This window comes from Rhodococcus sp. 06-462-5 (assembly GCF_002258315.1).
Classification (GTDB): Bacteria; Actinomycetota; Actinomycetes; order Mycobacteriales; family Mycobacteriaceae; genus Rhodococcoides.
Genome location: NZ_NOYD01000001.1, coordinates 289,570 through 301,858 on the forward strand (window position 1 = coordinate 289,570; position 12,289 = coordinate 301,858).

Annotated in this window: 13 protein-coding genes; 6 read left to right on the plus strand and 7 right to left on the minus strand. The window is 64.2% G+C overall.

All coding sequences use genetic code 11. The features are described from left to right. The first annotated feature begins 11 nt into the window (after positions 1-11). Positions 12-794, plus strand: coding sequence for a pirin-like bicupin family protein (locus CH251_RS01435; RefSeq protein ID WP_094611475.1), 783 nt, complete (start codon positions 12-14; stop codon positions 792-794). On the opposite strand, the gene CH251_RS01440 is transcribed toward CH251_RS01435, so the two are convergent. Together CH251_RS01440 and CH251_RS01445 are read right to left on the minus strand one after the other, a co-directional pair. Then, positions 791-2,356 (minus strand): Na+/H+ antiporter, encoded by a 1,566-nt coding sequence (locus tag CH251_RS01440; RefSeq protein WP_094611476.1) that lies wholly within the window; start codon positions 2,354-2,356, stop codon positions 791-793. The genes CH251_RS01435 and CH251_RS01440 overlap by 4 nt on opposite strands. A 58-nt stretch (positions 2,357-2,414) precedes the next feature. Next, positions 2,415-3,218: an SDR family oxidoreductase gene (locus CH251_RS01445; RefSeq protein WP_094611477.1), complete on the minus strand. Its 804-nt coding sequence runs from the start codon at positions 3,216-3,218 to the stop codon at positions 2,415-2,417. Between the two features lie 35 nt (positions 3,219-3,253). Here CH251_RS01445 and CH251_RS01450 point away from each other — a divergent pair, with 35 nt between their 5' ends. Both CH251_RS01450 and CH251_RS01455 read left to right on the plus strand, forming a co-directional pair. Further along, positions 3,254-4,054, plus strand: a complete 801-nt coding sequence (locus CH251_RS01450; protein WP_094611478.1) for an ABC transporter ATP-binding protein — start codon at positions 3,254-3,256, stop codon at positions 4,052-4,054. Next, positions 4,051-5,634 carry an ABC transporter permease gene (locus CH251_RS01455; protein ID WP_094611479.1) on the plus strand — a complete coding sequence of 528 codons (1,584 nt, stop codon included), beginning with the start codon at positions 4,051-4,053 and terminating at the stop codon, positions 5,632-5,634. The genes CH251_RS01450 and CH251_RS01455 overlap by 4 nt, the downstream gene beginning before the upstream one ends. Here the strand turns inward: CH251_RS01455 and CH251_RS01460 are convergent. Further along, entirely contained in the window at positions 5,626-6,186 is a 561-nt protein-coding gene (locus CH251_RS01460; protein ID WP_094611480.1) for a sugar O-acetyltransferase, read from the minus strand. The two genes, CH251_RS01455 and CH251_RS01460, sit on opposite strands and share 9 nt — an antisense overlap. 10 nt (positions 6,187-6,196) lie before the next feature. After that, positions 6,197-6,703 (minus strand): GNAT family N-acetyltransferase, encoded by a 507-nt coding sequence (locus CH251_RS01465; RefSeq protein ID WP_094611481.1) that lies wholly within the window; start codon positions 6,701-6,703, stop codon positions 6,197-6,199. Between the two features lie 113 nt (positions 6,704-6,816). Between CH251_RS01465 and CH251_RS01470 the strand changes: the two genes are divergently transcribed. Beyond that, the gene (locus CH251_RS01470) at positions 6,817-7,686 is read left to right on the plus strand and encodes a D-2-hydroxyacid dehydrogenase (protein ID WP_143537937.1); all 870 of its coding nucleotides are present in this window, start codon (positions 6,817-6,819) and stop codon (positions 7,684-7,686) included. A gap of 53 nt (positions 7,687-7,739) precedes the next feature. Further along, complete coding sequence (locus tag CH251_RS01475) at positions 7,740-8,183, plus strand: SRPBCC family protein (RefSeq protein ID WP_094611483.1); 444 nt, start codon at positions 7,740-7,742, stop codon at positions 8,181-8,183. On the opposite strand, the gene CH251_RS01480 is transcribed toward CH251_RS01475, so the two are convergent. Then, positions 8,180-9,430 (minus strand): Nramp family divalent metal transporter, encoded by a 1,251-nt coding sequence (locus tag CH251_RS01480; protein WP_094611484.1) that lies wholly within the window; start codon positions 9,428-9,430, stop codon positions 8,180-8,182. The two genes, CH251_RS01475 and CH251_RS01480, sit on opposite strands and share 4 nt — an antisense overlap. A gap of 97 nt (positions 9,431-9,527) precedes the next feature. Here CH251_RS01480 and CH251_RS01485 point away from each other — a divergent pair, with 97 nt between their 5' ends. Further along, complete coding sequence (locus tag CH251_RS01485) at positions 9,528-10,289, plus strand: class I SAM-dependent methyltransferase (protein ID WP_179273678.1); 762 nt, start codon at positions 9,528-9,530, stop codon at positions 10,287-10,289. Here the strand turns inward: CH251_RS01485 and CH251_RS01490 are convergent. Further along, on the minus strand, positions 10,286-10,888 hold the full coding sequence (locus CH251_RS01490; protein WP_256978746.1) for a hypothetical protein: 603 nt from the start codon (positions 10,886-10,888) through the stop codon (positions 10,286-10,288). The two genes, CH251_RS01485 and CH251_RS01490, sit on opposite strands and share 4 nt — an antisense overlap. Before the next feature lie 120 nt (positions 10,889-11,008). Beyond that, the gene (locus CH251_RS01495) at positions 11,009-12,253 is read right to left on the minus strand and encodes a molybdopterin-dependent oxidoreductase (RefSeq protein WP_094611661.1); all 1,245 of its coding nucleotides are present in this window, start codon (positions 12,251-12,253) and stop codon (positions 11,009-11,011) included. Between the last annotated feature and the right edge of the window lie 36 nt (positions 12,254-12,289).

Sequence of the window (12,289 nt, forward strand, 5' to 3'; positions counted from 1 at the left end):
AGGCACTCGATATGACCTCTGCAGCAACCACACTCGACGTCCGGCGAGCCGACGACCGATTCAAGACCAAGATCGGCTGGCTCGATTCCAAGCATTCCTTCTCTTTCGGCAACCACTTCGATCGCGGTAACACCCACCACGGCGTGTTGATGGTCAACAACGACGACATCGTCACTCCCGGTCAAGGATTCGATACCCACCCGCACCGCGACATGGAGATCATCACCTGGGTTCTGCAGGGATCGCTGGTGCACCAGGACTCGATGGGCCACTCCGGCGTCATCTACCCCGGTCTCGCGCAGCGCATGAGCGCAGGCACGGGAATCCTGCACTCGGAGAAGAACGACTCGTGGCGACTCGGTGAGACCGCCGGTTCGTACTCGGGCAAGCACGGCGATCCCGTTCGGTTCGTCCAGATGTGGGTGGTGCCCGACGAGCAGGGCATCACGCCGGGTTACGAACAGCTCGAGATCGACGGCGAATTGCTCAGTGGCGGTTTGGTTCCCGTGGCGTCAGGCATGGCCCGTCACGCCGACCACGCGGCGATCCGAATCAAGAACAAGTACGCGGCGATGCACGCTGCGCGTCTGCAACCCGGACAAGCCCCGGTCGATGTGCCCGACGCGCCCTTCGTGCACATCTTCGTCGCCCAGGGCGAAGCGATGCTCGAGGGAGTCGGCGTACTCGCCGAGGGCGACGCCGTCCGGATTTCCGGAGGCGGCGGGCAGAAGTTGAGCACCGCCACCGGGGCCGAAGTGATCGTGTGGGAGATGCACGCGGCGATCGCCGGCTAGTCGGTCTCTCGATGCGGGCGGAAAGAATGCTCTTCGTGATCGAGTTCGTGCTCGAGACTCCGCATGCTGTTGTCCGGCAGCCGGCCGGCGTCTCGCCAGCACAGCAGCTCCTCTCGCTCGACGTCGAGTATGCGGCGACGTGTGGTCATCGCGGCAGTTTGCTCGGGTGAGATGACCGCGTCGCCGATCTCGGACTCGTCGAGGTGATCCAGACGGCGATGGTAGCGGTCGATACGGTGCTCCAACTCGCGGCGCAGTATCTCGCGACCCTCGTCGTCGAGGTTCTCCTCGTCCGCAATCCGGTCCAACTGTGACAGAGCAGCTTTCGTCGAACCCTCCCGTGCTTCGTTGCGTAGACGTGCCTCTGCGGCGGGATCGGCCACGACGTTCAACCTGCGCACCAGCGGAGCAAACGTCAGTCCCTGACCTATCACCGTCACCAGCACGACGAGAAATGCACAGAACAGCAGCAGATCTCGGCTCTCGAACGGCTCGCCCGAGTCGATGGTCAGCGGCAACGTGAAGACGGCAGCGACGGTGATGACTCCGCGAGTGCCTGCCCAACTCATCACCACCGCCTCGCGGGCGGACAGTCCGGTGGTCAGGAGCCACAGCGGCCGCAGCAACAGGACGCCGGCGAGCGTCACCGTGACTGCGAGGGCGATGGTCGTCCCCGAGTAGGCCGACAGGCCGCCGACAACGGTGGGCAATTGCTCGCCGATCAACAAGAACACGAAGCCCTCGAGAAGTAGATCGATCAGCCTCCACACGGCACTGGTCTGCAGGCGACTGGCTCCGGAGATGGCGTGACGGGTGTGGTGACCGATCACCAATGCTGCGACGACGACGGCCAACACCCCGGACGCATGCACTTCTTCGGCCGCGAGGTACGCGAGAAACGGTGTTGCCAGCGAGACGATGTTGAGCAGCAGCGAATCGTGAACGAACCGCTGTACCAGCCGAATCGCCAGTGCGACGATCAGTCCGACGACGATGCCACCTGCTGCGGCGAGCACGAACAATCCCCCGGCATGAGCGGGTGTCATGTCCTGACTCGAGATCGCGGCGATCGCCACGGTCAGCATCGTCAGTGCGGTCGCGTCGTTCAGCAGTCCCTCGCCCTCTATCAGGGTCACCAGTTTCGGTGGGATGCCTGCGCGTCGACCCACCGCCAGCGCTGCGACCGGGTCCGGTGGTGCCACGGCGGCACCGAGCGCCATACCAGCGGCCAGTGTGATGCCCGGAACGAGCAACCACAGACCGACGCCGACGAGGGCAGCCGTCGCCACGACGAGGGCGACCGACAAACTCAAGATGGTCCACACGTTGCGGCGGATGGCGATCAGGGAGGAGTTCAGAGCTGCGCTGTAGAGCAGCGGCGGAATCACCAGGGTCAGAACGAGCTCGGGGTCGAGAACGATGTCGGGCAACGCCGACGCCGAGACGGCCAGGCCGGCAAGCGTCAACAACGCTGCCGCGGGGAGTGTCGTCTTCTTCGAGATCACCTGAGCGGCGACGATCAGGCCTGTGGCTGCCAGGACGAGACCGAGTGTCTCTACCACGGTAGGTCGAGAGGGGAATAGTTCACCCGGCTGTATTCCCGCAGGTCAGAGGTTCAAACTATCTCTTCAGCCCGAACATCTTCGCGATCGTCTTCTCCATGAATGTCGCCGGGAGCAACCGTCGCGCCAAAAACACGACCGGTGCGTTGCTTCCTCTGGCGTACAAGGGTTTCGGCTTGTCGGCCTCGATGGCCTTCAACACCACCTCGGCGACGTCCTCGGCGGAGATGCCGGTTCCCTCCTTGCGATCCAGGGATGAGATCGCGGTGTGGAAGTCGTCTCGGTGGACCGAATCCGGTGCGATGTACTTGGTTCGTCGCTCACTGATCCCGGTGTTGATCGACCCCGGCTCGACGGTGGTCATCCACACACCGAAGGGAGAGAGTTCCAGACGCGCCGCATCGGAGAAGCCCTTGATGGCGGCTTTCGTCGAGGCGTAGGACGAGCGGTAGGCGAGCGGGAAGCTGGCCAACATCGATCCGACCATCACGATGCGGCCGTATCTCCGCTCGCGCATACCGGGAATGACGCTCTGCGACAGCGTCACTGCGCCGAAGACATTCAGTTGAAAGAGCCGTTCGATGGCGTCGGTCGGCAGTTCCTCGAACGGCCCCGATTGGCTTTCGCCGGCGTTGTTGACCAGCACGTCCACCGCGCCGAGGTCGGCGACGAAGGTGCGGATCGAGTCGGCATCGGTGAGGTCGAGAGCGCGATACTCGACGCCGGTGGCCCGCTGCGCGTCGGTCATCGAGTCCGGCTTGCGGGAGGTGCCGATCACTCGATATCCCCGGGCGACGAGCGCCTGCGCAACCGCGCGTCCGATTCCCGACGAAGCTCCGGTGACCACTGCCGTGCGATTCATGCCCAGATGGTACCGGGGTGGACGCTTCCTACCGCATGACGAACCAGCCCGTACCGGTTAGTCTGTTATCTGTGCAAACGAATTCTGCTGCCCTGCTGATCGAGCACCTGTGTATGGCATTCGGACCCAAGGTTGCCGTCGACGACTTGTCTCTGATGGTGCCACCCGGTTCGATGTTCGGGCTCGTCGGCCCTAACGGCGCAGGCAAGACGACGTGTCTGTCCATGGCGGTCGGACTGCTCAGGCCTCAGTACGGCCGAAGTCTGGTGTTCGGACGCGACGTCTGGGCCGATCCCATCGCCGCGAAAGAGCTACTCGGAGTACTGCCCGACGGGCTCGCTCTGCCGTCCCAATTCACCGGCCACGAGCTCCTGACGTATTTCGGACGACTGCGCGCGATGCCCGAGGACGTGATCGCGCAGCGTCGAGACGAGCTGTTGAACGCGCTGGATCTTGCCGACGCCGGGGGGACCGTCATCGCCGACTACTCCGCGGGCATGACCAAGAAGATCGGGCTGGCCTCGGCGCTGCTGCACGGACCCCGGTTGCTCGTACTGGACGAGCCCTTCGAGGCGGTCGACCCCATCTCCTCCACCACGATTCGCAACATTCTGGTCCAGTTCGTCCGCTCCGGAGGATCGGTGATCTTGTCGAGTCACGTGATGGCGCTCGTCGAGCAACTCTGCACTCACGTCGGCGTCATCACCGGCGGCCGCGTCGTGGCGGTGGGAACGGTGGACGAGGTCCGCGCCGGCGGAAGCCTGGACGACGCTTTCGTTCGCCTGGTCGGTACTCGTGAGCAGAATCCCGACGGCCTGTCCTGGATGCGCTCGTGACGTCCCTCGGCCGCACCGTTCTGCAGATGCGAATCACGCTCTACCGCAGGCAGTTCAAGGGCGGCCGAGCAGTGGTGAAAACCGTATTCGGGGTGCTGGGGCTGGTCTTCGCCGTCGTGGCATGTGTGTTGTCTGCGCGCAGTGGAGCCTCGCAGGTGTTGGTCGGAGGCACCGCAAGCCTCGGGCTGACCCTGATGGGCCTGAGTTGGGTGCTGTTCCCGGTGCTCTCGGGAATTTCGGACGACAACATTCAGCCCCGCCATTTCCAGATGCTGTCGGTGGAACCCGCACGTCTGGCGCGGGCGTTGTTGGCCACATCCACATACGGCATGGTGGTGCCGTTGACGGCCATCGCGACCGCGGCGATCCCGATCTACGCCGTATCGCGTTCTCTCGCAACTCTTCCGCTTGCCCTGGTGGCCTGGCCTGCGACAGTCGTGCTCTTCGTGACGCTGTCCAGAGTGGTCACCGTGGCGATGTCTCAGCTATTGAAGAGTCGGCGCAGTCGAGAGTTCGCTCTGCTCGCGTTCGGTGCGGTGTTCGGCAGTCTGTACTTCCTGCAGTTTCCCATCACCCAGAACTTCCCCAGGGTGCTGTCGGGTGACGTGACATGGCCTCTGACGCTGGCACATTCGATTCCATTCAGCTGGGGAATCACCGGCGTGGACGCTGCGCTCGACGGCAACTGGCTACTTGCAATCGCCGCAGTGGCGGGACTGCTGCTGTTCGATGTCGTCTTGGTGTTGTCGTGGCAGCGACTTGTGCTGCGGCTCTTCGAGGGACGGGTCTCCGCCTCGTACGGCGCGTCGCGCAAGCAGATGGCAGCGAACGGCCACAACGGCGATCGCGGTTGGCGCGCCACCCGTGTCGGCGCGGTGGTGACGCGTGAGCTGGGCCTGTGGCGCGGCGATATGCGTCGCCGGAGCCAGCTGTTGTCGGTCCTCATCTTCGCGGTGCTCGGAGGTATCGGTCCGTTGGTGACCGACTCGATTCCGTTCAGCGCAGCCTGGGGTGCGTGGATCGTGATCTTCATGGCAATGGGCGCGGGATCGAACCTGTACGGCCTCGACGGCGGTTCGATGTGGCACCTGGTGATGATTCCGCAGGCTCTGCGCGACGACGTCCGTGGTCGGCAGATTGCCTGGCTGATCGTGGCTGCACCCTTTGCGATCGTGTCCACTGCGGTCGTCCGCGTATTCGGTGACCTCGGACTCGACCGGTTGGCAGTCCCCATCTCGGTGACGTTGTCGATGCTCGGCGTCAGTGCAGGACTCATCGTCGTGGTCTCGGTCCGCGCCGCCTACCCGGTTCCCGAACCGACCAAGGCCTTTTCGTTGAACACCCGAGGGTCGTTCAACGGAGGGTCGTTTGCCCTACTCATGCTGGCAATAGTCGTACTCGGGCTGTCGGTAGTGCCCGCTCTGCTGCTGGCGTTGCTTCTCCCCGGTGCCTTCGCGTACCTGTCCATTCCTGTGGCCGCGGCGATCGGGTGGCTGGGGATGTGGTGGGGTGCGCGGGTGGCCGTCGACACGCTGGTCCGTGACTCCGACAAGATCTTGCACGAGGTCATCTCACGGTAGGGCGCGGATTGCCTTACAGGGGTTGCCGGCAGCGAAGGTGTGCGACGGCACATCCCGGGTGACGACGCTGCCGGCACCGATCACCGAGTTGTCGCCGATCGTGACTCCCGGGCACACGATGACCCCGCCGCCCAGCCAGACGTTGTTCCCTATGTTGATGGGAAGAGCACTCTCCCAACGTGTTCGGCGCGCCTCGTGATCCTCCATGGGATGGAGAGCAGTCAGTAGCTGCGCGCGAGGACCGATCGACACGTCGTCACCGATGGTGATGGGTGCGCAGTCCAACAGGATGGCGTCGTAGTTGAGGAAACTGTTGGATCCGATGGAAATGTATGTGCCGTAATCACATTGGAACCTCGGCATGATCCACGAATCCGCTCCGATGGATCCGAGCAGCTCGCCGAGAATCTCGCGTCGTTCTTCGTTCTGATCTGCCTCGGTTGCGTTGAATCGGTCGAGCAGCTTCCCACACGCCACCCGAGACGCCACCAGGTCGGGATCGTTGTCTCGGTACAGCTCTCCGCGCAGCATTCGATCCCGGTTCTCGCCCATGGACGAGACACTACCGATCGGTCGACTTCTCGAAGAGGGCCACGCTGAACCACGAACTGCCGTCGGCGAACTCGCGGCGGCCGACGTACCGGAATCCCTGATTCAGGTAGTAGCTGCGCAACTCACCGTTGGTCTCGGCGCAGTCCAGACGCAGCAGCGAGCGTCCTTCCCGGTGGGTCTGCTCCGACGCCCACTCGAGCAGTGCCGCGCCGAGCCCGGTGCCCGCTTCGCTTCTGTCGATCACCAGCCCGTGCACGTACCCGGCGAGCCCATCCTCTTCGGGCCAGATCGTGGGATCGGCCCAGATCAGTCTCAGCGCACCGACTATCGGGCCACTCGGCTCGCGCCGGGCGACGGAGAACTCTCCTGCCGAGATCTGCGCAGCGACGGTGGCGAGGGGCACCTCGCGCGGTGTCCACTGTTCGATTTTTCGGTCCGAGAGCCAGTCCTCGGCCGCGTGCCGCAGGCCGAGTATCGTTGCTGCGTCGGCGGCAGTTGCGGGTTCTACGGTGAGCACGGTGCCATCGTACGGAGGTGGCGAGTCTTGTGGTGAACGTGCTTGTGGTCGAGAGTGGTTCGGACAGAAGATCCTTGCCGGCGATCGATGGAGTCGACTTCCGAAGCTGCTCGATGGATGAACTCGCCGGTGCGGTGTCGTGGGCCGAGGTGCTGCTGTTCAGGACCTTCGAGACCGCCGATCTGCGGGCCGTCTGGCCCGATGCCGAGAACCTTCGCTGGATCCATGCGTCGAGTGCAGGTGTCGATCGACTGCTGGATCCGGTTCTGCGCGAAAGCCCTTGGATGCTGACCAATTCCGGTGGAATCCTCGACCGGGCGATAGCCGAGTACGTCGCGGCAGGCATTCTGGCGTCGGTCAAGAAGCTGCCCCGAGCGCTTGCTCGACAGCGCGATCGGGTCTGGGAACACAGAGCTAGCAGCGGTATTCACGGTCGCGCCGCTCTGGTCGTCGGCCCTGGTTCGATCGGACGCGAGATCGGCCGGGTCCTCGGCGCACTCGGTATGCGCGTCGATGCGTCGGCAACGTCCGAGCGGTCCGGTGACTCGGAGTTCGGACGAATCCGCGATGTTCGACAATTGCCGACGTACGCGGGCGAGTACGACGTGATCGTGCTTGCGACACCGTTGACCGACGCCACACGCGGACTGCTCGACGCGGAGGTTCTTTCGGCGATGCGTTCCGATGCAGGCCTGGTCAACATCGCCCGCGGACCCGTCGTCGACGAACGAGCCCTGTGCGACGCCCTGGCTGCCGGAGGCATCGGGTGGGCCGTGCTCGACGTGTTCGAGGTCGAGCCGCTACCGGACACGAGCCCGCTGTGGGGCATGGAGAACGTCATCCTCACCGCCCATCTGGCGGGCGACGCCGACGACTTCGCCGAGCGTCTGTGGGCTTTGTTCGAGGACAACCTCCAGCGATATGTCCGTGGTTCGGCACTGGTGAACGTGGTGGACAAGCAGGCAGGGTACGTGCGCCGCTGAAACCGACCGTCAAAGTATGCGTAACACCCCGTAGCGTGTACTAGGGTGCACGAGTGCGTGAAATCAATCGTTCGGCCGTGGCATCGACCAGTCGCGACGCGGCGTTCGCCTACATGGACGACTTCAGAAACGTCCCGCAGTGGATGTTCGGCATCACTCGTTTCGAGCCGACGAGCGAGGTCACCTCAGGGCTCGGTGCCACGTACGACGCGACGATGCAGATCGGTCCGAAGGCCCTCACCTCCGTTGTGCACGTCACCGAATGGGTGCACAACGAGAGGCTGACGCTCGAATCGGTCGAGGGCCTGTCCAACTCGTCCACATGGTCGTTCTCCGATACCGCAGACGGCGGTACCCGTCTGGACGTGGTTTTCCGCTACAGCCTGCCCGGCGGAATCGCAGGCAAGGTGCTCGGCGCTGTAGTGGAACCCGTTGTGGGTCAGGCGATCAAGCACACGGAGTCGACGCTGCGCTCACGCCTGGAAGCGGCCGACTAGTACACGTACTTGTCGAGGGCGTCCAAGACCTGGTCGACGGCGAGCCACGCGAACAGGAATGCGCAGACACCCAGCGTGAGGTTGGTGAACCAGCCGTTGCGCCACTGCTTCGGCACCCGATCGCTGTTGAGCATGATCAGCAGCGTCACCGCCAGGAACGGCATGAACACCGCGCCGAGCACGCCGTACGCGAGCACGAGCCCGATCGGTTGGTCGAGCCACAGCAACGCCATCGGCGGGAACGTCAGCCACGCGACATACCAGCGGAAGTACTTGCCGCCCACTCGCGTTTCCGGGTGACCCTGTTCGAGCCCCTTCAGATTGCCGACGAAGTCCGCGAACATCAGACTCACGCCGTTCCACACCCCGATCAGCGACGAGAACGACGCCGACCAGAATCCGATGAGGAACACGTAGCCGAACGCCGTGCCGTAGCGATCGGCCAGCACGTCGGAGAGCTGGATCAAGCCTTGATCGCCGGTGGAGATCGCGATCTGCGACGAGTACAACAGTTCGGCGCCGACGATGAGCATCGCGAGGACGAAGATGCCGGAGATGACGTAGGCCATCGAATTGTCGATGCGCATGACGCGCATGAACTTCGGTGTGATCCAGCCTTTCTCGCGCAACCAGTAGCCGTACGCGGCGAGCGTGATGGTGCCACCGACGCCACCGGCGAGGCCGAGGACGTACACGATCGAGCCGTCGGGAATGGTGGGGACGATGCCCTTGACTATCGCGGGAACGTTCGGAACCGCCACTACCGCAGCGCCGATCACGGTCACGAACATGATGCCGACGAAGACGGTGATGATCTTCTCGAAGAACCCGTAGCTACCCAGCCAGATCAACGCGAACCCGAGAAGCCCGGATGCGATGGCGACGACCTTGAGATCCAACGCGGGGAACAGAGCGACGATCGGCAACGCGCTCGACGACATCGCTGCCGCCCCGTAGACGAATCCCCAGATCACGATGTAGGGCGCGAAATACACCGTCGTCCACTTACCCAGCGAACGCCAGCCCTGGAAGATCGTGTTGCCCGACGCCAGCGTGTACCGGCCGGCACCTTCCACCAGAACGACTTTCATGACGACACCGACGATGATGACCCAGAGCAGTGCGTAGCCGTAGCGCGAGCCGGCCACCAGTGTGGCGACGAGGTCGGCGGCCCCGATGCCGGTTGCGGCGACCACCAGTCCGGGGCCGACCACCTTCCATTTCGGAGGTGCTGTGGTCTCGGTCATCGATTCTCCTCGCGTGCCGGGGGCTGCTCAGTGACCTGTCTCACTCTTTACGAAACGCACGGTTCCTGGCAAGTCGACGCTCGGTACCGTCGATGTGGTGACCGACGGACTGCAGTCATCGCGTGCATTGAGCTTCGGCAAGGTTGCCGAGAACTACGACCGGGCCCGTCCCGGCTACCCGGCCGAGCTGTACACGGACATCGCGGCGGGCGACGGGCTGCGAGTGCTCGAGGCGGGGGCAGGTACCGGCAAAGCCACGGTTGCGTTGGCCGAACTCGGCGCGTCCGTTGTTGCGGTGGAACCGGATTCGGCTATGGCAGAGCTGGTTCGGCGGCGCACCGAGAACCTCGACGTCGAAGTGCAGGTGTCGCGGTTCGAGGATTGTGCAGCCCCGGCGGCAGCGTTCGATGTAGTCGTTGCCGCCCAATCCTGGCATTGGGTCGACCACGAGCAAGGAGCTGCAGTGGCGGCCCGCGCATTGGTCCCCGGCGGTGCCCTTCGGTTGTGGTGGAACATGCCGGGCGAGCTCGAGGGCCCGGCATGGGAAGCGGTCAGGGCGGCCTACGACGCAACCGAGCCCGATGCGGCGCACCTGTTGGTGCGTTCTCTCGGTGCACAACCGGAGTCCAATGTGCCGCGCGCTGCCGGCTTCGGTCCGTGGACGACCTCGATGTACGAGTGGGTCCAGCGCTACTCCGCAGACGAATTCTGCGCCATGGCCGCCACGTACTCGAGCCATCTCGCCCTGGACGACCGGCGCCGCGGCGAGGTCCTGGGCGCAGTGCACGCGGCCATCGCCCGCCACGGCTACGTGGACTACCGCTACGTCACGCAGATGGTGACGGCGCTGCTCGACTAGGAGATCGTCGTGGTGCAGACGACGAATTGCCTGGCTTCGTAGGCGAATCCGCCCTCGGGGCATTCGTTGGGATCGGCGGTGCCGGTCTTGATTTCGGTGACCTGTTCGACGTCGGTCGCGATGGGGTCGCTGCAGTCGACCCGTGAGGGCTCGTCCATGCCCACGGTGGGCACGCTCATGCAGCCGTCGACAACCCAGTCGACGTCGAGGCACAGCGCGCCCTGCTCCACACCGTCGAGCGTCTCGTAGTAGGTCTGATTGACGTCGGTGGGACACTGCTCGTTCTGCTCGGCCTTGGCGATGACCTTGTAGTTCGATTCCATGCTGCCGCATTCGGCGTTCTCGATGGTGGCGGCCGTCATCGTCCCGCCGAGTAGGACGCACTGACCGATCTCGACATCGATGTCGGTGGAGCCGCCGGCGTCGATGCCCTCCTGGCCCGAGACGTCGTCGGTGGTGCTGGGAGCGGCGGACGTCGAGGAGGTTGTGGTGGTGTCAGCGGCGACGGCGTTGCCGGTTTCGGACGACGAACAGCCGGCGGCGAACAGCAGCGTGAGAGCTGCACCTGCGACGAGGAGGCTTCTGGACAAAGCAAGCATGATGACATGACCTTCGGAACTCATCCAGGCGAGGGAGCACACCCTCGTCGGCGACCCCACGGGCCACCGATCACAGATTCTTTACCATTGACGGAGGTTTGAAAAGCGCTCAGCTGGAAGTCACGAACGGAACACGATGCGAGCAACCCACTTGGTGTTGTGGACACCAGGAAGGGCAGGAACGATCACACGCGCAGGGAATCCGTGATCGAGCGAGAGATCGACACCGTTGACTTTCAAGGCCAGCAACGAGTTCGGGTGCGCTGCTTGATTTCCCTGCAACACCGCACGGGTGAAGGCTCCGTTCTGCTCCAGCGAGCTCACCTCTGCCGATCGCGGTGCGGGCACGCCTGCCAGCGCAGCGAGTTCGGCCAACGGGACACCGGTCCACGTCTGCGTGGTGGACCATCCTTCGACGCACGCGATCGGAAGTTCGGCAGTGCGCTGCGGCATCGACAGCAGCCTGCCTCGGGACAACACGATCGGGACGGCGTCCTCGGCTGCGCTGCTGATCTCCAGCTGCCAGTCGGCCCCGGTCTGCGCCTCGGTGATCCCCGCAGCTTCGGCCGTTCGGTTGATCTGGAAGTCGTTGGGCCCGTCGCCGTACGAGCGCCCGCGTGGCAGCAGAATCGCGGCCTTGCGCAGCACTCCGCCGAGTGTCTGTCCGACCGTCAACACGGCAATGAAACCCATTCCGGCAGCGACCAATCCGATGGCACCGCGTCGACTCATGGTCGCCGGAGGGTTGTCGTTCTCCTGCTGGTCGGGAGCCTCGTTCCTGGCGCGCAACACGTCCATCAAGGAATCCGACCTCAGGGTCCGCCACATCAGCGGGACCTTGAGTCCGAGGTGTACGAGAAATCCGGAGATGAACACCCAGGCCCCGAAGTAGTGGGCGGCGTAGAAGTCGAAACCGAACACGTAGTCGTACTGGATGTTGAGAACACCGGTGACGATCTCGAACAGCAAGCCACCGACCAGCGCCAACAGCGACAGACGTTCGAGCGCATGCGCTGGCGACCGCACCGGCGGCAGTTCGACGAGCTTGGGCATCACCGACCACAGTTTGGCGATGACGAGCGGCACGATGATCAGGCCGAGCCCGACGTGCAGGCCCTGCGTGAGCTGGTACAGCCAGGCGGGGTTGGTGGGCCAGTCGAAGTACGGCAACCGCAACCACCCGACGGCACCCGGCTTGGCCTGGCCGAACTGCGGTCCGTAGGCGCTGTACGAGAGCAACCCCGTCACCGTGATGATCGGCAGCGCGACGAGCAGAACCGCACCGAACAACGACGTCAACCACGTGCCGCGCAGTGGACTGCGAAAGCGCGCGAGAGAGTTGCGTGCGTCGGCCATGTAGAGCATTCGCTGCCCAGGCAGCGCCGGATGTGTCGCGTCCAA